The following is a 21,456-nucleotide window of genomic DNA, read 5'->3' on the forward strand; positions in this document are numbered from 1 at the left end:
GCGCTACCAGTCCTCTTTCACCGCCAGCACCACATCGCGCCCCGCCGCGGCGCGCCCCGCCATCCACGCCGTGAACGTGCCGGCCGCCACCACGGCCGCGCACAGCGCCAGCAGCCGCACCCAGGGCACCAGCAGGTCCATGCTCCAGTGGAAGCTCTGCGGGTTCACCACCTTCACCAGCACCACCGACACGGCCAGCCCGAGCAGCAGCCCGGCCACCGCGCCGATGGCCGTCCAGGCCGCGCCTTCGCCGGCCACCACGGCCAGCACCTGCCGCCGCGTGAAGCCCAGGTGCGCGAGCAGGCCGAACTCCTTGCGCCGCGCCAGCACCTGCGCGCTGAAGCTGGCCGCGATGCCGAACAGGCCGATGGCGATGGCCACGGCCTGCAGCCAGTAGGTGACGGCAAAGCTGCGGTCGAAGATGCGCAGCGAGGTGGCGCGGATCTGGCCGACCGAGGCGAGCTCCACCGCGCCGTCGCGTGAGGTGCGCGCGGCGAGGGCGCGAACGGCTGCCTGCACTTCTGCTTCGGACGCACCGGGCGCGAGCCACAGCGCGACGTCGCTCACGTCGTGCTCGCCGGTGATGCGCTCGAAGTCGCGCGCGTCCATCGCGATCGCGCCGAACTGCCGCGCGTAGTCGCGCCACACGCCGGCCACGAAGAACACCTGCGGCGTGGCCGTGCGCATCGCATCGGCCAGCGGCGCGAACACGCTGCCCGGCTTCGCGCCGTACAGCTCGACCATCGGCTCGCTCACGTAGATGCCGGTCTGCCCGGGCGGCACCGGCAGCGCTTCGCCCACCAGCGGCAGGCCGCGCACCACGCCGCCTTCGAGGCTGCGCGCGATCAGCGTCACGGCGGGCTGCGCGGGGTCGAGCTGCAGCGACTGCGTGCGCAGCGTGCCGGTGCGCGCCACGCCGGGCAGTTGCGCCAGCGCCTGCACGAAGGCCGGCGCGAAGGTCGCGGTGTCGGTGCTGCTCGTGCCGCCGCTGTTGCCGCTGCCGCGCCCGCCCGAGGTGGCGCGCACGTACAGGTCGGCCGGCAGCACCACGTCGAGCCAGTGCGTGACCGACTCGCGAAAGCTCGCGACCATCACCGTCAGCGCCACCGCCAGGCTCAGGCTCGCGACCACGCCGCTCACCGCCACGGCCGCCGTGCCGCGCATGCGCCGCGCGCGCTCGACGGCAAGCATCGGCAGCACGCGCCGAGCAAACGCGGGCGCCACGCGGTCGTACAGCAGCGCGATGAGCCAGGGCAGGGCGGTGATGCCGCCCACCAGCAGGCAGGCCACCGACAGGTACGCCGCCACCGGAATGCCGCCGATGGCCGGCAGGTTGGCCAGCGCCGCGCCCGCGCCGATGAGCCCGAGCGCGAGCCAGTGGTGGCGGCCCTGCGCGGGTGCCGCGCCCAGGCCCTTGAGCGTCTGCGCCTCGGGCAGCGCCTGCGCGGCGCGCGCGGGCCACCAGCCGCCCACCAGCGCGGCGACCACACCGAGCCCGCCGTACAGCAGCGCGGCGCCGCTGCTCCAGTGCAGCCGGGGCGCCACGCCTTCGAAGTAGCCGCCGCCCAGGTCGCCGCCCAGTACGCGCAACGCGAAGGCCGCGAGCGCGGTGCCGAGCGCCAGGCCGGCGGCGCTGCCGATCAGTCCGAGCACCAGCGACTCGGCCAGCACCAGCCGCAGCCGTCCGCGCGGCGTGAGGCCCAGCACGCCGAGCAGCGCGAACTGCTGCGCGCGCTTGGCCACGCTGAGCGCGAGCACCGAGAACACCAGGAACGCGCCCGTGAACAGCGCCACCAGCGCCAGCACCGTGAGGTTGACGCGGTAGGCGCGCGACAGGTTGCTCACGCGCTCGGCCGCATCGCCCGGCTCGGCGAACTTCAGGCCCGCGGGCCAGCCGGGCGATTTCTCGAGCGTGGCCACGAAGGCCGCGCGGTCGGTGCCCGGCGCGAGCCGCAGGTCGATGCGGCTCAGCTGCCCGAGCGGGCCGAACAGCTCCTGCGCGACCGCGATGTCCATCACCGCCAGCGCCGCGCCGCCGGCCGTCACATGGCCCGACACCGCAAGGCGCTGCCACGCGGCGCCGCTGCGCAGCTGCAGGCTTTCACCGGTCGCGGGCTGCAATGGCAGCTGCAGTGCCTGGCGCGCCGCCGCGTTGAGGAACACATGGCCGGGCGCGAACAGCGCGAAGCGGTCGGCACCGGCGGCCGACTGCGGCATCAGCGCGGGCGCGATGGTGGGCAGCGCGAGCGCATCGACGCCGATCACGCGCAGCGGCACCTGGCGTCCGTCGTGGCCCAGGGCCAGGGCCTGGAACTCGAGCACCGGGCTCGCCAGCGCCACCTCGGGCCGGCGCGCGAGCCGGCCGAACACGGCCTCGTCGAAGCTGCCCTGTGCGGCGCGCACCTCGAGGTCGGGCTGGCCGTTCACCGAGCGCACCGCGCTGGAGAACTCGTCGAGCGCCGAGGCGTTGATGAGCTGCACCGAAAACGCCAGTGCCACGCCCAGCATCACGGCCAGGACGGCCGCCGCGTTGCGCCAGGGGTGGTGGCGCAGTTCCTGCCAGGAGAAAGTCGAAAGCAATGCACGCATGGGGTCATTGTGGCCGCCGTGGCAGGATGGCGGCTCTTTCGACGATGACGACTTCACGCCCGAGGATTCCGACGATGCGGCTTCTGCCCTCCGCCTGGTGCCGCCGCTGGCTGGCACCCTGGCTTCTCGTGCCCTGGCTCGCGGGCGCGGCGAGCGCGCAACTCGCACCGCCGGCCGCACCCTCCGCACCCCTCTCGCTCGCCAGCGACCCTGCCGTTCTGGCCCGCACCGCGCTCGGCGCCGAGCGCGGCACGCTGGTGGTCGGCGTGCTGCGCGGCGACAAGGCCGCCTACGGCATCGCCCACAACCCCGAGCCGCTGGTGGCGCGCGCCATTGCGCCCGCCAGCGCGGAGCAGCCGATGTTCGAGATCGGCTCCGTCACCAAGGTCTTCACCGGCCTGTTGCTGGCGCAGGCCGTGGAGCGCGGCGACGTGGCGCTCGACGACAGCGTGGGCAAGCTGCTGGCCGGCCACGCCGAGGGCGTGCCGCCCGCCGTGGCCGCGATCACGCTGCGGCAGCTCGTCACCCACACCGGCTGCTTGCCCGTGATGGCCGACGGCGTCACCGGCGGCGCCGCGCTGGCCGAGCAGTTCCGCAGCTTCGACCTGCCGATGTTCTGGGCCGCGCTCGCGCGCATCCACCTGACGGCCCTTGCGGCTCCGTGCGAGGCGCGCTACAGCAACTTCGGCATGGCGCTGCTCGGGCAGCTGCTGGCATTGCGCTACGGCACCTCGTGGGGCGAGCTGGTGCGCGCGCGTATCACTGAGCCGCTGGGCATGAACGACACCGTGATCCCGCTCGGCGACAAGGCCTCGCGCATGGCGCCACCGTTCGCGGGCGACCAGCGCCAGCGCCGCTTCGACATGCATGCCTACGCGCCCGCCAGCGCGCTGCGCTCGACAGCCGCCGACATGCTGGCCTTCAGCCGCGCCATCCTCGCCGGCGCGCACGGCCCGCTGGGCCCGGCCGCCGCGCGGCTGCTCACGCCGCTCGCGCGCTACGAGGGCGCCGAGATCGGCTATGCCGTGATGGTGCGCGGCCCCGAGACCGGCCGGCGCACCTACTACCACGCGGGCGTCACCGAGGGCTACCGCACGCTCTGGCTGCTGGCGCCCGACACCGGCGAAGCGCTCATCGTGCTGGCCAGCAACCAGCGCGCGCCGCTGCAGCCCGTGATGCTCGCCATCGGCAAGAGCCGCTACCCGGTGCCGACGACCGAAGTGCCCATCGATCCGAAGCGCCTGCCCGACTACGCGGGCGAATTCCGCGTCGGCAAGGCGCAGGTGCTGGGCTTCACCGTGCGCGACGGGCGTTTGCTGGCGCGTGAAGCGGGCAAGGGCTACAACGGGCTCACGCCCACGGGGCCGGATCGTTTTGCGGTGACGGCCATCGGTGCGCAGTTCGTGTTCCGGCGTGGGGAGGGTGGCGAGGTGATCGGCGTCACGCTGACGCAGGGTGGCAGTCGGCTCGAAGGGCGGCGGGCCGGCGTTGCTGTGCCGCAGGACTGAGCGCCTCAGGCCCGTTCCGACATCGCGTGCAGGTACGCCCGCACCGCCCCATTGCTGCTCAACCCGATCGCCCGGTCGTACGCTTGACGCGCCGCCACGCGCGCACCGCCGGCCGCGAGCAGGTGTGCACGCGCCGCCCAGAACGGCTGGTAGCTCGCCACCTCGTCCGATGGAATCGCATCGAGCGCGCGCAGCCCGGTTTCGGGCCCACGCGCATTCGCCAGCGCGCACGCCAGGCTCACCTGTGCCCCGATGCTGGGCCGCAGCGCGAGCAGGCCTTCGTACAGCGACACCAGCACCTCGGGCGGCACCGGTGCGCCGGCGCGGCGCTCGCAGTGGGCCGACTGGATCGCGGCCTCGAGCTGGTAGGGCCCGAGCGATTGCATGGCCGATGCGATGCGCAGGTGGTGCTCGGCCTCGGCCAGCAGCGCGTGGTCCCAGCGCGTGATGTCCTGCTGGTCGAGCGGCACGTAGGCGCCGGCCTCGGTGCGGCGCGCGGCGGTGCGCGCCTCGCAGAACAGCATCAGCGCCAGCAGGCCCAGCGGCTCGGGCTCGGCGGGCAGCAGGCGGCACAGGATGCGGCCCAGGTCGATGGCCTCGGTCGTCAGGCCGCGCGGCAGGGCGTCGGCGCCGTCGACGTCGTCCCAGCCGGTGCCGTAGGCGGCGTAGATGCCGTCGAGCACGTCGCGCAGCCGGTGCGGCAGGTCGCGCGCCTGCGGGTATTCGAAAGGAATGCCGGCCGCGCGGATGCGGGCCTTGGCGCGCACCAGCCGCTGGCCCAGCGCGGAAGGCGAGGTGAGGAAGGCGCCGGCCATGCGCGCGGCATCGAGCCCGAGCACGGTCTGCAGCATGAGCGGCGCGCGCGCGGCGGCGTCGATGGCCGGGTGCGCGCAGACGAACAGCAGGCGCAGGCGCTCGTCGGGCACGGTGGCGGCATCGGGGTCGGCTTCGTCCATCTCGCCGGCGAGCAGCAGCAGGGTCTGCGTGGCGTCGTCCTGCACGCGGCTGTGGCGCCAGGCGTCGAGCTTGCGGTGCCGCGCGACGCTCAGCAGCCAGGCGTCGGGCTGCACCGGCACGCCGTCGGCGGGCCAGCGCTCGAGCGCGCGGGCGAAGGCGTCGGCCAGCGCGTCTTCGGAGGCCGCGATGTCGTGCGTGCGGGCGGACAGGATGGCCAGCAGCCGCCCGTACGACTCGCGTGCCGCGCGTTCGGCGGCGTGGTGTGCCGCCGGAGTGGTCACGTCTGGCTCGCGCCCGCCGCTGCGGTGGCGGTGAAGACCGGCCGCACCTCGACGCCGCCACTGGCGGCGCAGGGCGCACGCGCGGCCCATTCGAGCGCGGCGTCGAGGTCGGGCACGTCGACGACGAAGTAGCCGCCGAGCTGCTCCTTGGTGTCGGCGAAGGGGCCGTCCTGCACCTGGCGCTTGTCGCCGCGCACGCGCAGCGTGGTGCCGGTCATGGGCGGCAGCAGGCCGTGGCCGCCGAGCGAAATGCCCGACTGGCGCACCGCGTCGGCGTACGCGACCCAGCTGGCGCGGTAGGCCTGCGACGAGGGGTCGTCACGTTGTTCGAATTCGGCGGCGGGTTGGTAGAACATCAACATGTACTGCATGGTGTTTCTCCGTGAGGAAAAGCTTGCCGAGCAAGATTGCTCACCACAATGACGGCCCGCAACCGGTCATTTCGACACCGGACCGGTGCCGAGCAGAAGATTCTTGTCCTGTTCGCTCTTTGGCGCAACGTGGGCGCCAGGCCCCGCGCTCAGGCCGCGTGGGCGCGTACCGCGGGCGTGAACAGCGTTTCCATTTCCTGGCGCAGCCGGTAGGCGGCGGTGGTGGTGTCCATCGCCACGTCGGCCCAGCTCAGGCTCTGGCCCTTCTTCACGGGGCGCACCAGCCTGACGTTGTGCGCCAGCCCGAGCGGCAGGCCGCCCAGGCGCAGCGAGCGCTCGGCCGGCAGCAGCTTGCCCCAGACGGTGTAGCCGCCTTCGCCGTCGAGCATCTCGCCCGCGGCGAGGTCGCGCTTGGCGGTGGCGACCACGTCGGCGTTCCAGCCGGTGGCCACGCCGGTGGGCTCGCCGCGCAGCGCCACGCTGGCGACCGACATGCCCACCTCGAGCCCGATCAGGTGCCAGCGCTTGTACAGCGTGAAGTAGCGCCCGCTCGGGTCGGTGTGGGCGTTGTATTCCTCGAAGCAGTTCTTGATGTAGTCGGTCTCGGCCTCGACCGTGACCCACACGCCCATGCGGATGTCGTACGGAATCTTGCGGCCGTCGGCCTCGAGCGACGAGATCACCTCGACCATGCCCTTGCGCTCCAGCACGCCGCCTTCGCTCTTCGGACGCGTGACGAAGGGAATGTCTTCCACGCTCGCGGGCGGGTAGAGCAGGCCGTCGGAAGGCACGCCCAGGCCGGTGGCGTTGGCCACGGCCGAGCTTTCGATCGACGGCTTGGAGCCGTCGAGGAAGCTGTTGAACATCTTCGGGTTGAGCCCACCGCGCTTCGCCTGCTCGGGCGTGAGGCCGTAGTTGCCCCATACGGTCTCGGGCGTCGATTCGGTGAAGTGCGGCAGCCACTTGTGGCCGCGCCCGGCCGCCACCACCGGAAAGCCGCAGGTGCGGGCCCAGTCGACCAGGTCGCAGATCAGCGCGGGCTGGTCGCCGAAGGCCAGCGAATACACCACGCCGGCCTGCTGCGCCTTGTGCGCGAGCAGCGGGCCGCAGAAGGCGTCGGCCTCGACCGTCACGTTGACCACATGCTTGCCGTGCGCAAAGGCGTCCAGGCAGTGGTCGACCGCGGCAATCGGGTTGCCGGTGCACTCCACCACGATGTCGATGCTGGGCTCGCGCGTCACGGCCTGCCAGTCGTCGGTGATCCAGGTGGCGCCGGTCTTCAGCGCCTCCTGCACCGAGCCGGCGTTGCTGCGCTCGGCCTGCCAGCCCACGCGCTCCAGGTTGACGCGCGCGGCGGCGGGCGAGAGGTCGGCAATGGCGACCAGCTGCACGCCGGGCGTGCGCGGAATCTGCGCCAGGTACATGGCGCCGAACTTGCCGGCGCCGATCAGGCCGATGCGGATGGGGCGGCCTTCGGCGGCGCGTTGTTGCAGGCGGGTGTGCAGGCTCATGGCGGTCAGGCTTCCACGGTTTCGATGACGTCGGGCGAGGTGCGCAGCGCGCTCTCGGGCAGGCCGTCTTTCCACGGCACTTCGACGGGGTAGGGCGTCAGCAGGCAGTCGTCGGGCAGCACCTCGATCGGCGTGAAGTCGCGGTGCGCGATGTACTCGGGCCTTTTGTGGCGGCGGATGTGGTTGCTGACCGCGCACAGGCTCAGGTACACGGCCACGCGGTTGAAGGGCGAGAGGTTGCTGCCCGAGGCATGCACCAGGCAGCTGTGGAACAGGATCATCGAACCGGCCGGCCCCTTGGGCGAGACGATGCCGCCTTGCGTGCCGCCGGCGCGGTCGACCAGCTGGCGGATCAGGTCGTTGTCGACCGTCCACAGCGGGTAGCTGGTGGTCGTGAGGTCATGCTTCGCGTCGACCACGCCCTTGCGGTGGCTGCCCGGAATGAACATCAGCGGGCCGTTGTGCTCGGTCACTTCGTCCAGAAAGATGGCCACGTTCATCGCGCGCTCGGTGGGCATCAGGTCGTCGTTGAGCCAGGTGCCGTAGTCCTGGTGCCACTGCCACACGTCGCCCTCGAAGGCCATCTTGCCGTTGATCTTGAACTGGTGCATGTAGACCGCTTCGTCGAACAGGTCCATCACCGGCTCGACCATGCGCGGATGCCGCGCCAGCCGCGCGAAGGGCTCGCTGATGAGGTGCGCCGCGAAGTTCGTGCGCACGGCGTCGGAGCCTTTCTCGCGCACGTTGAAGGCCGCGCGCTTGCTGTACAGGTCGGGCACCGCATCGGTCAGCACCTTCGTCTCTTCGGGCGAGAAGTGGCCGGGGAAGAACAGGTAGCCCTCGCGCTCGAACTGCGCGCGTTGCTCGGGGGTCAGCTTCATGCCTTGTCTCCTTTTCGGGTGGGGGATGCGGATGCCCTGCGCGCCAGCTGCTGCGCGAGCCGCTCGGCCAGCGCATCGCTGGCGCGCGAGACGTGCTCGTCGCTCAGGCGCGCGGCGCGTTCGACGTCGCCGGCGGCAATCGCGTCGGCAATGGCTTCGTGCTCGTCCCACAGCGATTCGCGCTGCGGCTCGGCCTGCAGCACCGCGCCCATCGCGCGGCGCAGGTGGCGCCAGTGCGGGTCGGCGCTCTGGCCGATCAATGGGTTGCCCGAGGCGGCGTAGATGGCCTGGTGAAAGGCCACGTCGGCATCGATCATGGCTTCGACGTTGCGCCCGCGCGCCGCGCGCCGGCCGCGCTCGATGAGCTTCGGGTCGATGCGAAAGCGCTGCTGCGCCGCCAACCGCGCGGCCAGCACGTCGAGCGCGCCGCGCACCTGGTAGACCTTGCGCATCGCCTCGGCCTCCAGCGGCGCCACCAGCACGCCGCGCCCGGGCGCGTCCTGCACGAAGCCGTCCTTCTTGAGCAGCCGCAGCGCCTGCAGCACCGGCTGGCGCGACACCGCGAGCCGCGCCGCGATGTCCTCCTGCGTGAGCCGCTCGCCCGGCGCGAGCGCGCCGCTGCTGATGGCGCCGAGCAGGGCGCGGTAGACCTGGTCGACGAGGTCGGGAGCGACTTCGATGCTGAGCAACTGGGCGGGCATGACGGGCCTTTTCTGAACTCTGTATACAGAGTACGGACTTCGGCGAAGGGGCGCATCCCCGGGTTTTTACCCATCGGGGCTGCAAGGAACGGCGCGCCGCCGCTAAGCTCGACCCATGCAACCCCCTACCTACGACGACGTCATCGCCGCGGCCGCGCGGCTCGAAGGCCATGCCCACCGCACGCCGGTGCTGCAATCGACCACCGCCAACGAGCGCTGGGGCGCGCAGTTCTTCTTCAAGTGCGAGAACTTCCAGCGCATGGGCGCGTTCAAGTTCCGTGGTGCGTTCAATGCGCTGTCGAAGTTCGACGCGGCACAGCGCAAAGGCGGCGTGATCGCGTTCTCGTCGGGCAACCACGCGCAGGCCATCGCACTGTCGGCGCGCCTGCTGTCGATGCCGGCCGTGATCGTCATGCCCAAGGACGCGCCCGCCGCCAAGGTCGCGGCCACCAAGGGCTATGGCGCCGAAGTGGTGATGTACGACCGCTTCACCGAAGACCGCGAGGCGCTGACGAAGCGGCTCGCGCAGGAGCGCGGCATGACCATGATTCCGCCCTACGACCACCCCGACGTGCTCACGGGGCAGGGCACGGCGGTGAAGGAGCTCATCGAAGAGACGGGTCCGCTCGACCACCTGTTCGTGTGCCTCGGCGGCGGCGGGCTGCTGTCGGGCTCGGCGCTGTCGGCGCGCGCGCTGTCGCCCGATTGCAAGGTCTACGGCGTGGAGCCCGAAGCCGGCAACGACGGCCAGCAGTCGTTGCGCGCCGGGAAGATCGTGCACATCGAAACGCCCAAGACCATCGCCGACGGTGCGCAGACACAGCACCTGGGCGAGTACACCTTCGGGATCATCCAACGCGATGTCGATGACATCTTCACGGTGACCGACGAGCAGCTCGTCGAGGCGATGCGCTTCTTCGCCGAGCGCATGAAGATGGTGGTGGAGCCGACGGGGTGCCTCGCGTTCGCGGGCGCCATCGCGGCTGCGAAGGCCATCGAAGGCCAGCGCGTGGGCATCGTGATCAGCGGCGGGAACGTGGACCTGTCGCGCTACGCGTCGCTGATCGGCTGATTCTTCTCAGGCCCGGATACCGCTCGCCGTCAGGTGCAGCAACCGGTCCGCACGCGCCGCCGCGCTCTCCGAGTGCGTGACCAGCACCAGCGAGGCGCCGTGCTCGCGCGTCTGGCCGATCAGCAGGTCCATCACCTTGGCGGCGGTGGACGGGTCGAGGTTGCCGGTCGGTTCGTCGGCGAGCAGCAGCGCGGGCCGGTGCACCAGCGCGCGGGCGATGGCCACGCGTTGCAGCTGGCCGCCTGAGAGCGTCTGCGGCAGTCGCGCGCCCATGCCGGGCAGGCCGACGGCCTCCAGCATGTGGGCCACGCGCGCGTCTTCGCGCGGGCGACCCAAGAGCATCAGCGGCAGCGACACGTTCTGCGCCACGTCGAGGTGCGGCAGCACGTGGAAGGCCTGGAACACGAAGCCCACGTGCTGGCGGCGCCAGAGCGCGCGGGCCTCGCCGTCGAGCGCGCCGATGTCGGTGCCGTCGTGCGACACGCTGCCTTCGTCCCAACTGTCGAGGCCGGCCATGCAGTTGAGCAGCGTCGACTTGCCCACGCCCGATTCGCCCACGATGGCGACGAACTCGCCGGGCGCGACCTGCAGGCTCACGTGTTCGAAGACGGGCGCCTCGCCGTAGTGCTTGCCGAGGTTGGAGAGGTGCAGGGTCATGCGGGCGTCGCCCCGCGTGCGATGTGAGCGATCTGCGCGATGTGCTGCACGGCGGCCTGCACCGCATCGGGCGCGTCGCAGGCGATCACGGTGCGCTGCGGCATGCTGCGCAGCCAGGTGATCTGCCGCTTGGCGAGCTGGCGCGTGGCGGCGATGCCGCGCTCGCGCAACTCGCCCAGCGCTTTGGCGTCGGGCGGTGCGTCGCCGCAGGCGTCGAGCATCTCCCAGGCCTGGCGGTAGCCGACGCAGCGCATCGAGGGCAGGTCGGGCGACAGGTCGCCGCGCGCGCGCAGCGCCTTCACCTCGTCGAGAAAACCGGCTGCGAGCATGGCGTCGAAGCGCTCGGCGATGCGCCCGTGCAGCCAGGCGCGGTCCTCGGGTTCGAGCGATACGAGCACGCCGCCGTCGACGGCCTTGGCGGCCTTGGTGTCGCTCGCATGGAAGCTCGACAGCGGCTGGCCGCTGCTCTCCCACACCTCGAGCGCGCGCTGGATGCGTTGGCTGTCCTGCGGCGCGAGCCGCGCGGCCGTGACGGGGTCGACCTGCGCCAGCCGCGCATGCATGGCCGGCCAGCCGAGCGCGGCGGCTTCGGCGTCCAGGCGCGCGCGCACGGCGGGGTCGGCCGCGGGCATGGCGTCGATGCCGTCGAACAGCGCCTTGAAGTACAGCATGGTGCCGCCCACGAGCAGCGGCAGCGCGCCGCGCGCGCGGATGGCGTCGATGAGCCGCGTGGCGTCGGCCACGAAGGCGGCGGCGCTGTAGCTGTCGCGCGCATCGAGGATGTCGATCAGGTGGTGCGGCACGGCGGCCTGCTCGGCGGCGGTGGGCTTGGCGGTGCCGATGTCCATGCCGCGGTAGACCAGTGCCGAGTCGACGCTGACGATCTCGACCGGCTGCAGCCGGGCCACGGCCAGGGCGACGGCGGTCTTGCCGGACGCGGTGGGGCCGGCGAGCGCGATGTAGCGCGGGGGAACAGGGGAAGCGGGGGGCATGCGTCGAGGGTAGCAAATGGCACGCCCCGGGCCGCTGCACGGGGCTTGTCTGGGACGCCGGCGGCTGCCCGGGGCTTGCCTGCGACGCAGTGCTCAGGCGACGGCGGTCGCGTCCCGCATCCGCCGGATGTCGCGCAGCGGCGGCGCACCGAACAGGCGTGCGTACTCGCGGCTGAACTGCGAGGCGCTTTCGTAGCCCACGCGCACGCCGGCGGTGCCGGCATCGATGTTCTGGTTCAGCATCAGCTGCCGCGCTTCCTGCAGGCGCAACTGCTTCAGGTACTGCATCGGGCTCATGCCGGTCACGGCGCGGAAGTGCTGGCGGTAGGTCGACGGGCTCATGTGCGCGGACGCGGCCAGCTCGTCCGCCTGCACGGGCTTCCTGAAATTCATCTTGAGCCACGCCAGGCTCTGCGCCACCTGCTGGCTGGGCGAGCCGACGGTCATGAGGCGCTGCAGCTGCGGGCCGTGGCGCCCGGCGAGCAGGCGCACGACGATTTCCTTCTGCAGCAGCGGCGCGAGCTGCGGAACGAGCCGGGGCTCGGCCAGCAGCTCGACGAGCCGCGTGACGGTGCCCAGCAGCGTCGGGTCGAGCGCGCCCAGCGACAGGGCGCGCTGGTTGTGGGGTTCCCTGGACGGCGGGGGCAGCGCCATCTCGGTCGCGACCTGCACGATGGCGCGCGGATCGAGCCGGATCATGAGGCCCAGGAAGGGCTGCGCCGCGCTGGCGCGGGTGACGTGGGCCACCACGGGCAGGTCGGCCGTGATCAGCAGCGACTGCCCGGCGCCGTATTCATAGATCTCGTCGCCGAGCGCCGCGCGCTTCTGTCCGCCGACGGTGATGCCCAGGCCGAAGCCGTAGATGCAATGCACGGGTTCGGTCGCGGCGCTGCGGCGGTGCAGCGAGAGTTCGGGAATGGCGGTGGCGTGGTCGCCGTCGTTTCGGGCAATGCGCCCGACGGCCGTGGCCAGGGCACCGAGGACGGCCGAATCGTCTGGCTGCGTCGGCTGTAGCACTTCCATCTGAATCCTTTCGGGTGCTTGCGCAAAGTCTAGCGGGCGCATCTCATGCGCTTGGCGTTTTTGGCGCAGTCTCGTTGTTTCAGGCAAGAACGCGCGCGGATTGGGCAAGTGGCGGCGGGCGCTTCGTCGGACACTGGCCGCCGTGAAGTCCTGCCGCGCGCGGCGCGAGGACCGTGCTTTCCCCTCCACGATGATGAAAAAAGAAATGACCCACGACGAACGACATCCGCATCGCATCACCGCCTCGCTCGTGGCCGCACTGGCCATCGGCGCGAGCATGGCCGGGTCCGCGCCCGCCTTTGCCAGCACCGCGCTGGCGCAGAAGTACGCGTGCGTGGCCTGCCACCAAGCCGCCGTGAAGGTGGTGGGCCCCTCCTGGAAAGAGATCGGCGCGCGCTACGGCGACGGCAAGGGCTCGGCCGCGCAGCTGGCCGCCAGCATGAAGGCCGGCAGCTCGGGCAAGTGGGGCGCGATGCCCATGCCCGCGCAAGCCCAGGTGCCCGACGCGGACCTGCAGGCGCTCGCGCAATGGGTGCTCGACGGCGCCAAGTGAATCCGATCCATCCCACCTACCCACGGAGAAAACCAACATGAGCGCGCTCCACGTCAACGGCCGTGACCACACGGTCGACGCCGACCCCGGCACCCCCATCCTCTGGGCCCTGCGCGACACACTGGGCATGACCGGCACCAAGTTCGGCTGCGGCGCGGCGCTGTGCGGCGCCTGCACCGTGCACATGGACGGCCAGGCCATCCGCTCGTGCATCACGCCGATCGCCGCGGCCGAGGGCAAGAAGATCACCACCATCGAAGCCGTGACCGGTGGCAGCGACCGCGTGGGCGCGGCCGTGCATGCCGCGTGGGTCAAGCACGACGTCGCGCAGTGCGGCTACTGCCAGAGCGGTCAGATCATGAGCGCGACCGCCTTCCTGCAGTCGCTGCCCAAGGGCAAGCAGCCCAGCACCGACGAGATCGACTCGGCCATGGCCGGCAACATCTGCCGCTGCGGCACCTACGCCCGCATCCGCGCCGCCGTGGCCGATGCGGCCAAGACCCTCGCCTAAGGAGCCGCCACCATGCTGCCCAACATTGACTACAACGACCTGCCGCGCGCGCTGCAGCGCCTGATGGCCCAGCCTGCGACCGATGACGCCGACGCGGCCGCCACGCTGCCCCGTCGCAGCTTCCTGAAGATGGCCGGCGCCGGCGGCCTCGTGCTCGGCGCTTTCCCTCACATGGCCATGGCGCAGGCCGACGGCCCGGCCAAGGCCGGCGGCGCGCTCAAGCCGACGCAACAGCCCTCGGCCTTCGTGCAGATCGCGCCCAACGGCGAGGTCACGGTCACCATCAACCGCCTCGAGTTCGGCCAGGGCGTGCAGACCGGCCTGCCGATGATCCTGGCCGAAGAACTCGATGCCGACTGGGCCCTGGTGCGCAGCCGCAACGGCACCAACGATGCCGCTTACGCCGACCCGCTGTTCGGCATGCACCTGACGGGCGGTTCCAACTCGATCAAGAACAGCTACACGCAGTACCGCGAACTGGGCGCGCGTGCGCGAGCCATGCTGCTGTCGGCCGCGGCGCAGCGCTGGAAGGTCGACGTGGCCACGCTGCGCACGCAGGCCGGCACGGTGATCGGCCCCGGCGGGCGCAAGGCGGGTTACGGCGAGCTGGCCGAAGCGGCCATGGCGCTGCCGGTGCCCGAGACGGTGACGCTGAAGAGCCCGAAGGACTTCCGGATCATCGGCCGTCCGACCACGCGCCTGGACGCGCGCGCCAAGAGCAGCGGGCAACAAGACTTCGGTATCGACGTGAAGCAGCCCGGCCAGCTCACGGCCGTGGTGGCGCATCCGCCCGTGTTCGGCGCCCGCCTGGCCTCGGTGGACGACAGCGCGGCGCGCGCCGTCAAGGGCGTGAAGGCCGTGCTGCGCATTCCGCTGGACCGCGGCGCCGAAGGCGTGGCCGTGGTGGCCGACGGCTACTGGCCGGCCAAGCTGGGCCGCGACGCGCTCAAGCTGCAGTGGAACACCGATGCGGTGGAGAAGGTCGACAGCGACAAGCAGCTGGCCCAGTACCGCGAACTGGCCGGGCGCCCCGGCAACCGCAAGTTCGACGCCGACATGGCGCCGCTGGCCGGCGCGCCGCACAAGCTCGAGGCCGAGTTCGTGTTTCCCTACCTGGCCCACGCGCCCATGGAGCCGGAGAACTGCACCGTGAAGCTGTCGGACGGCCGCGCCGAGCTGTGGGTCGGCACGCAGTCCGCCGACCTCGACGGCCAGGCCGCGGCACGCACGCTGAAGCTCGACCCCGCGCAGGTGAAGGTGAACGTGCAGATGGCGGGCGGCGGCTTCGGCCGGCGCTTCGTGGGCTCGAGCGACTTCGTGGTCGAGGCCTGCGAGATCGCCAAGGCCGCGCGCGCCGCCGGCCTGAAGGACGCCCCCGTGCGCCTGCTGTGGAGCCGCGAGGACGACATCAAGGGCGGCTACTACCGTCCCATGCACCTGCATCGCGCACGCATCGGCTTCGACGAACGCGGCAAGATCCTCGCGTGGGACCATGTGATCGTGGGCCAGTCGATCACCGCGGGCACGGTGTTCGCCGGCTCCATGGTCAAGGAGGGCATCGACGCCACGGCCGTCGAGGGCATGCGCGATCCGTACCCCGTGCCGATGCGCCTCACGGTGCATCACCCGCAGGTGAACGTGCCGGTGCTGTGGTGGCGCAGCGTGGGCTCCACGCACACCGCCTTCGTGATGGAAACGCTCATCGACGAGATCGCCCGCACGACCAAGCAGGACCCGGTGGCCTACCGCATGAGCCTCTTCGGCGACAAGCACCCGCGCCATCGCGCCGCGCTGCAATTGGCGGTCGACAAGAGCGGCTACGGCAAGAAGAAGCTGGCCGAAGGCCGCGCCTGGGGCGTGGCCGTGCACGAGTCCTTCGAGTCGGTGGTGGCCTATGTGGTCGAAGCGTCGGTGAAGGACGGCCAGCCCGTGCTGCACCGCGTGACCTCGGGCGTGCACTGCAACCTGGCGGTGAACCCGCGCAGCGTGGAAGCGCAGGTGCAGGGCGCGGCGGTGATGGGGCTGTCGACCTGCCTGCAGGGCAGCGCCATCACGCTGAAGGACGGCGTCGTGCAGCAGGGCAACTTCGGCGACTTCAGCGTGGCGCGCATCACGCAGGTGCCCGAGTTCGACGTGCACATCGTGCCCAGCGCCGATGCGCCCAAGGGGATGGGGGAGCCCGGCCTGCCGCCGTTGGCGCCTGCCTTCGCCAACGCCGTGGCGCGGCTGACGGGCAAGCCCTTGCGCCAGCTGCCGTTCGACCTGGCCTCGGCCTGACGCGGGAACGGAACCGCCTGAAAAAGGCGGGCTAGATGGCGGCGGGGGCGGGCGTGTGCGCCTCGCCCCGCACCTCTTGCGGCGACAGCGCCGCGGAAGGCAATGAAGGCGGTGCAGGCCGCGGCGACACCAGCCGCGGCTGCGGCCGGCTGTCCGCCACGGTGCTGCTGTCCTCGGGCTTCATGCGAAACAGCTGCGACAGCGCCGCGCGGTACTGCGTCGCGCCCACCGAGTTGGTGTTGTGGTGCGAGCCGCCCTCGACCAGCACGAACATCTTGGGCACCGTGGCCGCGTCGTACAGCTTGCGCCCGAGCGTCGGGTTGATCAGGCTGTCGGCGGTGCCGTGCACCACGAGCAGCGGCGCGCCGATGTCCTTGACGGTGCGAATCGCCTCGAAGCGCTGCGTGATGAACGGGCCGAAGGGCAACCAGCCCCACTTGAAGCTGCTGGCCACGTCGGCGATGGAGGTGAAGGTGCTTTCGACGATGGTGCCGCTCTCGTCGTTCACGGTGGCCGCCAGGTCGATGCCGATGGCGCCGCCCAGCGAGTGGCCGAAGATGTAACGGTGCTGGCGCGGATGGCGCGCGGCCAGCCAGGTCCAGGCGGCGCGGGCGTCTTCGCGGGCCGAGGCTTCCGAGGGCAGGCCCTTGGAGCTCTTGCCGAAGCCGCGGTAGTCGATGGCCAGCACCGAGAAGCCCAGCTCGTGCATGCGCTGGATGCGCGGCGCCGAACCGGCCACGTTGTAGCGCGCACCATGCAGGTACAGCAGCACGGGGGTCTCGGTGGTTTCGGGGGCGCCGCCGAGCCACAGGCCGTGCAGGCGCGCCGGTTCACCGGTGATGGACGACTGGAAGTCGATCCAGACATCCTGCATGCCTTCGGTCATCTGGGCCGAATTGCCCCAGCTGCGGTCGCTGGGCTGGAAGATCCATTCGCGCTGGCGTTCGTCGAGGGTCGAACAGCCGGCTGCCAGGAGGGCACAGAGCGAAAAGATGGACGCGAGGAGGGGCCAGCGTTTGATCATGGGGTGGAGGGACAGCGAAAGTCGGCCGAAAGTTCATCTGCTTGCTTTCTGAAACGCGTCGGCATCGCGTGTCAGCTCCCCCTGTGCAGCGCTCGCCGGCGCCTGGCACGAGACCATGCAACGTGCGTGCCCGCACCGTGGATGACGCCACAAAACCCTCGAAAACCCTCAAAAACGGCGCTGATGGCGCTTATCTGCCGCACAGGCCCCGGTGTTCAGCCCGGTGCCGGCTGCACGAAATACACTGCCATCCGCAGATGCCGGTGCGTGTCGACCACGAGTGTTTCGTGGTGAAACTCCAACGGTCCGCTGTCGGCCGTCTGTACGCATCCGAGGCCGCGCCGGGCGGGCGCGCTGTCGGGGGTGTCCCACCAGCGGCGGAAGTCGGGCGAGAGCGCTTTCAGGTCCGCGACCAGACCCAGCATGGCCGGATCGTCGGGCGCAATGGCGAAGTCGTATCGGAATTGCGCCAGCAGCCCGGGCGCATCGTCGCGCCAGGCGGGCAGGCGCCGGCGCAGTTCGGGGTCGGCGAACACCATGCGAAGGAGGTTGCGCGCCTCACGCTCGCGCGCGCTGAAACCGAAGAGCGCGTCGGCCGTGGCGTTCCAGGCCACGACGTCCCAGCGCAGGTTGAACACATAGGCGGGGCGGGTGGGCAGCTCGTCCATGAGCTGCTGGATGTGGGGCGTGACCGACGCCTGCTGATGGGCCTCGGGAGGCGGCGGGCGCTTGTGGGCCAGCAGGAACAGGTGGCTGCACTCGGCATCGTCCAGCTTCAGGGCATGGGCCACGCCGAGCAGGAATTTCTGCGACACCTGGATCTCGCGCCCCTGCTCGAACCAGGTGTACCAGGTGAGCCCCACGCCGGCCATCACCGCGACCTCTTCGCGCCGCAGGCCGGGCGTGCGGCGCCGCCCCTGCGAGGGCAGGCCGACATCGGCGGGCGTGAGCTTGCGGCGGTGCCGGGTCAGGAACTCCGACAGTTCGTTCTTGGTGCGGCTGAGGCTGCGTTCGATCAAGCCTGTTGTCTCCAGTAATAGGATAAACACTTAAATTGTAATGTGATGATCTTGTCCTGAAGATGGGGCTTCCGCAACCCGAACGCGCACCCGGAGGCCCCTTTTGACCGCACCTTGCGATTCACTTTCCCTTTCCGACCACCTTCCGGCCGCGAGGCGCGAAGGCCGTGCCGGTGCCCGCGAATGGACCGGGCTCGCGCTGCTGGCGCTGCCGACCTTGCTGCTCGGCCTCGACCTCACGCTGCTGCACCTCGCACTGCCCGCGCTGGCCCTGGACCTGCGCCCCACGAGCGCGCAGGCGCTGTGGATCGTCGATGCCTACGGTTTCATGATTGCCGGCTTTCTCGTCACGATGGGCACGCTGGGCGACCGCATCGGACGGCGCAAGCTGCTCATGGTGGGGGCGGCGGCGTTCGGCGTGGCGTCGGTCCTGGCGGCCTGTTCGACCAGCGCCGCCCAGCTGATCGCCGCGCGTGCCGTGCTCGGCGTGGCGGGCGCGACGCTGATGCCGTCGACGCTGGCGCTGATCAGCAACATGTTCCTGCACCCGCACCAGCGCGCGCTGGCGATCGGGCTGTGGGCGACCATGTTCGCGCTCGGCATGGCGGCCGGGCCCGTGGTGGGCGGCCTGCTGCTCGCGCACCACGGCTGGGGCGCGGCCTTTCTCGTCGCGCTGCCGGTGGTCGGGCTGCTGCTGGTGGCGGCGCCGTTCCTGCTGCCGGAGTACCGCGCGCCGCAGCAGGGGCGGCTCGATCTGCCCAGCGTCGCGCTGTCGCTGCTGGCGTTGCTGCCGGTGGTCTACGGCATCAAGCAGGTCGCGAAGGACGGGATCGGCATTGGCGCCGTGCTGGCGCTCGTCGGCGGGCTGGCGTTCGCGCTGGGGTTCGTCCGGCGGCAACGGCGGCTGCGCCATCCGCTGATCGACCTCGGCCTGTTCGCCAGCCGGGCCTTCAGCGTCGCGCTCGTGGTGTTGCTGGTGGGGCTGGTCGGTGTCGGCGGCACGATGCTGCTGGTGACCCAGTATCTGCAGCTGGTGGCGGGGCTGTCACCCCTGGAGGCCGGGCTGTGGATGGGCCCGCCGGCGCTCGCGATGCTGGTGGCCGGCATCACGGCGCCGCTGCTTGCGCGGCGCATCCGGCCGGGCCATGTGATGGCGGGGGCGCTGGGGTTGTCGGTCGTGGGCTACCTGGTGCTGAGCCAGCTCGATCGCACGCCGCATGGCGTCGCACTGGTGACGGCCGCGTTCTCGCTCGTGTACCTCGGCCTGGGCACCATCGCCGCGCTGGGCACCGACCTGGTCGTGGGCGCCGCACCGCCCGAGAAGGCGGGGTCGGCCTCGGCCTTGTCCGAAACGGTGCAGGAGCTGGGCCTGGCCGTGGGCATCGCCACGCTGGGCAGCCTGACGACGGCGGTGTATCGCACGCGAATGGGCGACCCGATCGACGGCATGGCGGTGGCGCTTCAACGCGCGGTATCGGACAGCCTGGCCGGCGCCACGGCGGTCGCGCATGAATTGCCCGCTGGCGTGCTGGAGCAAGCGCAAGCCGCCTTCCTCGCAGGACTGAATGCCGCCGCAGCCACCAGCGCCGTCAGCATCGCGGTCCTGGCGGTGCTGGCTGCCGTCACGCTGCGGCATGTCGGCGTGGCCGCCGATGACGGGCTCAGCGCCCGCGCATGAACAGCGAATCGAGCTCGCGGATCGACAGCTGGCGCCAGGTCGGCCGGCCGTGGTTGCACTGGTCGGAGCGCTCGGTGGCTTCCATCTGGCGCAGCAGGGCGTTCATCTCGTCGATGGTGAGCTTGCGGTTGGCGCGCACCGCGCCGTGGCAGGCCATGGTCGACAGCAGCTCGTTCTGCGCGCGCTGCACCACGGTGCTCGCGTCGTGCTGGCCCAGTTCGGCGAGCACGCTGCGCGCCAGCTCCACCGGGTCGCCGTCGGCCAGCGTGCCGGGCACGGCGCGCACCGCCAGCGTGCGGGCCGAGAAGGGCGTGATCTCCAGCCCCAGCGTGGGCAGCACCTCGGCGCAGGCCTCGGCCGTGGCCACTTCCTGCGGCGTGGCCGCGAAGGTGGCCGGGATCAGCAGCGGCTGGCTCGTGATGGCCGCGCCGTCGAGCTGGGTCTTGAGCCGCTCGTAGACGATGCGCTCGTGCGCCGCGTGCATGTCGACGATCACGAGGCCCTGGCTGTTCTCGGCCAGGATGTAGATGCCCTGCAGCTGGGCCAGTGCGCGGCCCAGCGGCCAGGCGTCCTGGTTCATGACGGGCGCTGGCATGGGGGCCAGAGCCTCGCTGTCGGGCAATCCGACCGGCGCGCGGAACGACATCGCCGGCGCTTCGGTCTGCCACTGCGACGGGGCTGTGACCGGCGCATGCCCCTGTTCCTCGGAACGCCGCGGCCACATGGCCTCGAAGTCGCCGGCACCGCGCTCGCGTGCCTGGAACGGGATCGCGGGCTGCGACCAGCTGGCGCTCGGCGGCAGCGGGGTCTGCTTGAAGAAGGGCTGCGGCGGCGCGTCGGCTGGTGCCAGGGCATCGCCGGCGCGCGGCGCGGCCAGTGCGTCCTCGATGGCGTGGCGCACCGCCTGGTGCACCTCGCGCCCGTCGCGAAAGCGCACCTCGATCTTGGTCGGGTGCACGTTGACGTCGACGCGCGCGGGGTCGATCTCCAGGTACAGCACGTACACCGGCTGGCGCTGGCCGTGCAGCACGTCTTCGTAGGCGCTGCGCACCGCGTGCGACAGCACCTTGTCGCGCACGAAGCGGCCGTTGACGTAGAAGAACTGCTGGTCGTTGCGCGAGCGCGCCGCGTCGGGAATGCCGGCACGGCCGACCACGCGCACCGGGCCGCCTTCGCGCAGCACGGAGACGCTTTGCGACACGAAGTCGTCGCTCAGCGCATCGGCCAGCCGCTGCTCGGGCGTGGCGGCGGCGCGCCATTGTTCGATCAACTTGCCGTCGTGCCAGACCGAGAAGCCCACCTCGGGCCGCGCCAGCGCATGGCGGCGCACGGCCTCGATGCAGTGGGCCAGCTCGGTGGCGTCGGTCTTCAGGAATTTGCGCCGCGCGGGCGTGGCAAAGAACAGCTCGCGCACCTCGACCGTGGTGCCCACCGCGCGTGCCACCGGCCGCAACTCGCCGGTGCCGCCGTCGAGCACGAAGGCGCTGTCGGCGCCGGTGAAGCGCGAGAGGATGCTGAGTTCGGCGATCGCGTTGATGGCCGCGAGCGCCTCGCCGCGAAAGCCCATGGTGCCGACCGTCTCGAGGTCGCTCAGGCTCGCGATCTTGCTGGTGGCGTGGCGGCGCAGCGCCACCGTGAGTTCCTCGCGCGGAATGCCCAGGCCGTCGTCTTCGACCGAGATCAGCCGCACGCCGCCCGAGGCCAGCCGCACGGTGATCTGGCGCGCGCCGGCGTCCAGCGCGTTGTCGAGCAGTTCGCGCACCACCGAGGCGGGGCGCTCGACCATTTCACCGGCGGCGATCTGGCTGATCAGCTCGTCGGGGAGTTCACGGATCGGGCGGCGTTCGGCGG

General features: G+C 71.4%; 18 protein-coding genes. 6 read left to right on the plus strand and 12 right to left on the minus strand.

Annotation, left to right across the window (positions count from 1 at the left end; translation table 11 throughout):
- Positions 1-3: 3 nt before the first annotated feature.
- Positions 4-2,589 carry an FtsX-like permease family protein gene (locus AC3WQR_RS18265; RefSeq protein WP_447745721.1) on the minus strand — a complete coding sequence of 862 codons (2,586 nt, stop codon included), beginning with the start codon at positions 2,587-2,589 and terminating at the stop codon, positions 4-6.
- 74 nt (positions 2,590-2,663) lie between these two features.
- Between AC3WQR_RS18265 and AC3WQR_RS18270 the strand changes: the two genes are divergently transcribed.
- Positions 2,664-4,097, plus strand: a complete 1,434-nt coding sequence (locus tag AC3WQR_RS18270; protein WP_447745719.1) for a serine hydrolase domain-containing protein — start codon at positions 2,664-2,666, stop codon at positions 4,095-4,097.
- 5 nt (positions 4,098-4,102) lie between these two features.
- Here AC3WQR_RS18270 and AC3WQR_RS18275 read toward each other — a convergent pair whose 3' ends face one another.
- The 5 genes from AC3WQR_RS18275 to AC3WQR_RS18295 form a co-directional block, all read right to left on the minus strand.
- A complete protein-coding gene (locus AC3WQR_RS18275; RefSeq protein WP_095949052.1) occupies positions 4,103-5,335 on the minus strand; it encodes an RNA polymerase sigma factor in 1,233 nt (410 codons plus the stop codon).
- Complete coding sequence (locus AC3WQR_RS18280; RefSeq protein WP_447745716.1) at positions 5,332-5,706, minus strand: YciI family protein; 375 nt, start codon at positions 5,704-5,706, stop codon at positions 5,332-5,334. Before AC3WQR_RS18280 ends, AC3WQR_RS18275 begins: the two co-directional genes overlap by 4 nt.
- A 149-nt stretch (positions 5,707-5,855) precedes the next feature.
- The gene (locus AC3WQR_RS18285) at positions 5,856-7,217 is read right to left on the minus strand and encodes an NAD(P)H-dependent oxidoreductase (protein ID WP_447745713.1); all 1,362 of its coding nucleotides are present in this window, start codon (positions 7,215-7,217) and stop codon (positions 5,856-5,858) included.
- Positions 7,218-7,222: 5 nt separating this feature from the next.
- Positions 7,223-8,098, minus strand: a complete 876-nt coding sequence (locus AC3WQR_RS18290; RefSeq protein ID WP_447745710.1) for a phytanoyl-CoA dioxygenase family protein — start codon at positions 8,096-8,098, stop codon at positions 7,223-7,225.
- On the minus strand, positions 8,095-8,799 hold the full coding sequence (locus AC3WQR_RS18295) for a GntR family transcriptional regulator (protein WP_095949049.1): 705 nt from the start codon (positions 8,797-8,799) through the stop codon (positions 8,095-8,097). Before AC3WQR_RS18295 ends, AC3WQR_RS18290 begins: the two co-directional genes overlap by 4 nt.
- 115 nt (positions 8,800-8,914) lie before the next feature.
- Here AC3WQR_RS18295 and AC3WQR_RS18300 point away from each other — a divergent pair, with 115 nt between their 5' ends.
- On the plus strand, positions 8,915-9,871 hold the full coding sequence (locus AC3WQR_RS18300; RefSeq protein ID WP_492743078.1) for a threo-3-hydroxy-L-aspartate ammonia-lyase: 957 nt from the start codon (positions 8,915-8,917) through the stop codon (positions 9,869-9,871).
- A gap of 6 nt (positions 9,872-9,877) precedes the next feature.
- Here AC3WQR_RS18300 and AC3WQR_RS18305 read toward each other — a convergent pair whose 3' ends face one another.
- The 3 genes from AC3WQR_RS18305 to AC3WQR_RS18315 all read right to left on the minus strand — a co-directional run bounded on the left by AC3WQR_RS18305 (position 9,878) and on the right by AC3WQR_RS18315 (position 12,543).
- On the minus strand, positions 9,878-10,528 hold the full coding sequence (locus tag AC3WQR_RS18305) for an ABC transporter ATP-binding protein (protein WP_447745704.1): 651 nt from the start codon (positions 10,526-10,528) through the stop codon (positions 9,878-9,880).
- The gene (miaA, locus tag AC3WQR_RS18310) at positions 10,525-11,520 is read right to left on the minus strand and encodes a tRNA (adenosine(37)-N6)-dimethylallyltransferase MiaA (protein ID WP_447745702.1); all 996 of its coding nucleotides are present in this window, start codon (positions 11,518-11,520) and stop codon (positions 10,525-10,527) included. Before miaA ends, AC3WQR_RS18305 begins: the two co-directional genes overlap by 4 nt.
- A 93-nt stretch (positions 11,521-11,613) precedes the next feature.
- Positions 11,614-12,543, minus strand: a complete 930-nt coding sequence (locus AC3WQR_RS18315; RefSeq protein WP_070063076.1) for an AraC family transcriptional regulator — start codon at positions 12,541-12,543, stop codon at positions 11,614-11,616.
- A 205-nt stretch (positions 12,544-12,748) separates the two neighbouring features.
- On the opposite strand from AC3WQR_RS18315, the gene AC3WQR_RS18320 reads away from it, so the two are divergent.
- The 3 genes from AC3WQR_RS18320 to AC3WQR_RS18330 are packed head-to-tail and all read left to right on the plus strand — an operon-like array spanning position 12,749 to position 15,884.
- The gene (locus AC3WQR_RS18320; protein ID WP_240531158.1) at positions 12,749-13,096 is read left to right on the plus strand and encodes a c-type cytochrome; all 348 of its coding nucleotides are present in this window, start codon (positions 12,749-12,751) and stop codon (positions 13,094-13,096) included.
- A 37-nt stretch (positions 13,097-13,133) separates the two neighbouring features.
- The gene (locus tag AC3WQR_RS18325) at positions 13,134-13,607 is read left to right on the plus strand and encodes a (2Fe-2S)-binding protein (protein ID WP_062478499.1); all 474 of its coding nucleotides are present in this window, start codon (positions 13,134-13,136) and stop codon (positions 13,605-13,607) included.
- A gap of 12 nt (positions 13,608-13,619) precedes the next feature.
- Complete coding sequence (locus tag AC3WQR_RS18330) at positions 13,620-15,884, plus strand: xanthine dehydrogenase family protein molybdopterin-binding subunit (RefSeq protein WP_447745697.1); 2,265 nt, start codon at positions 13,620-13,622, stop codon at positions 15,882-15,884.
- A 31-nt stretch (positions 15,885-15,915) separates the two neighbouring features.
- Here the strand turns inward: AC3WQR_RS18330 and AC3WQR_RS18335 are convergent, their stop codons facing one another.
- Complete coding sequence (locus AC3WQR_RS18335) at positions 15,916-16,908, minus strand: alpha/beta hydrolase (RefSeq protein ID WP_447745695.1); 993 nt, start codon at positions 16,906-16,908, stop codon at positions 15,916-15,918.
- Positions 16,909-17,123: 215 nt separating this feature from the next.
- Positions 17,124-17,927, minus strand: coding sequence for a helix-turn-helix transcriptional regulator (locus tag AC3WQR_RS18340; protein ID WP_447745692.1), 804 nt, complete (start codon positions 17,925-17,927; stop codon positions 17,124-17,126).
- 103 nt (positions 17,928-18,030) lie between these two features.
- On the opposite strand from AC3WQR_RS18340, the gene AC3WQR_RS18345 reads away from it, so the two are divergent.
- Positions 18,031-19,605: an MFS transporter gene (locus tag AC3WQR_RS18345; RefSeq protein WP_447745689.1), complete on the plus strand. Its 1,575-nt coding sequence runs from the start codon at positions 18,031-18,033 to the stop codon at positions 19,603-19,605.
- Here the strand turns inward: AC3WQR_RS18345 and mutL are convergent.
- Positions 19,589-21,456, minus strand: a 1,868-nt coding sequence (gene mutL, locus AC3WQR_RS18350; RefSeq protein WP_492743079.1) for a DNA mismatch repair endonuclease MutL, incomplete at its 5' end; no start/stop codon positions are given. The two genes, AC3WQR_RS18345 and mutL, sit on opposite strands and share 17 nt — an antisense overlap.

The organism is Variovorax sp. FW305-3-2-15-B-LB1 (assembly GCF_058787635.1).

Bases quoted from the DNA above. Each gene is read 5' to 3' on its own strand.
- AC3WQR_RS18265 (WP_447745721.1), bottom strand. From the start codon at position 2,589: ATGCGTGCATTGCTTTCGACTTTCTCCTGGCAGGAACTGCGCCACCAC.
- AC3WQR_RS18270 (WP_447745719.1), top strand. From the start codon at position 2,664: ATGCGGCTTCTGCCCTCCGCCTGGTGCCGCCGCTGGCTGGCACCCTGG.
- AC3WQR_RS18280 (WP_447745716.1), bottom strand. From the start codon at position 5,706: ATGCAGTACATGTTGATGTTCTACCAACCCGCCGCCGAATTCGAACAA.
- AC3WQR_RS18285 (WP_447745713.1), bottom strand. From the start codon at position 7,217: ATGAGCCTGCACACCCGCCTGCAACAACGCGCCGCCGAAGGCCGCCCC.
- AC3WQR_RS18290 (WP_447745710.1), bottom strand. From the start codon at position 8,098: ATGAAGCTGACCCCCGAGCAACGCGCGCAGTTCGAGCGCGAGGGCTAC.
- AC3WQR_RS18295 (WP_095949049.1), bottom strand. From the start codon at position 8,799: ATGCCCGCCCAGTTGCTCAGCATCGAAGTCGCTCCCGACCTCGTCGAC.
- AC3WQR_RS18300 (WP_492743078.1), top strand. From the start codon at position 8,915: ATGCAACCCCCTACCTACGACGACGTCATCGCCGCGGCCGCGCGGCTC.
- AC3WQR_RS18305 (WP_447745704.1), bottom strand. From the start codon at position 10,528: ATGACCCTGCACCTCTCCAACCTCGGCAAGCACTACGGCGAGGCGCCC.
- miaA (WP_447745702.1), bottom strand. From the start codon at position 11,520: ATGCCCCCCGCTTCCCCTGTTCCCCCGCGCTACATCGCGCTCGCCGGC.
- AC3WQR_RS18315 (WP_070063076.1), bottom strand. From the start codon at position 12,543: ATGGAAGTGCTACAGCCGACGCAGCCAGACGATTCGGCCGTCCTCGGT.
- AC3WQR_RS18320 (WP_240531158.1), top strand. From the start codon at position 12,749: ATGACCCACGACGAACGACATCCGCATCGCATCACCGCCTCGCTCGTG.
- AC3WQR_RS18325 (WP_062478499.1), top strand. From the start codon at position 13,134: ATGAGCGCGCTCCACGTCAACGGCCGTGACCACACGGTCGACGCCGAC.
- AC3WQR_RS18330 (WP_447745697.1), top strand. From the start codon at position 13,620: ATGCTGCCCAACATTGACTACAACGACCTGCCGCGCGCGCTGCAGCGC.
- AC3WQR_RS18335 (WP_447745695.1), bottom strand. From the start codon at position 16,908: ATGATCAAACGCTGGCCCCTCCTCGCGTCCATCTTTTCGCTCTGTGCC.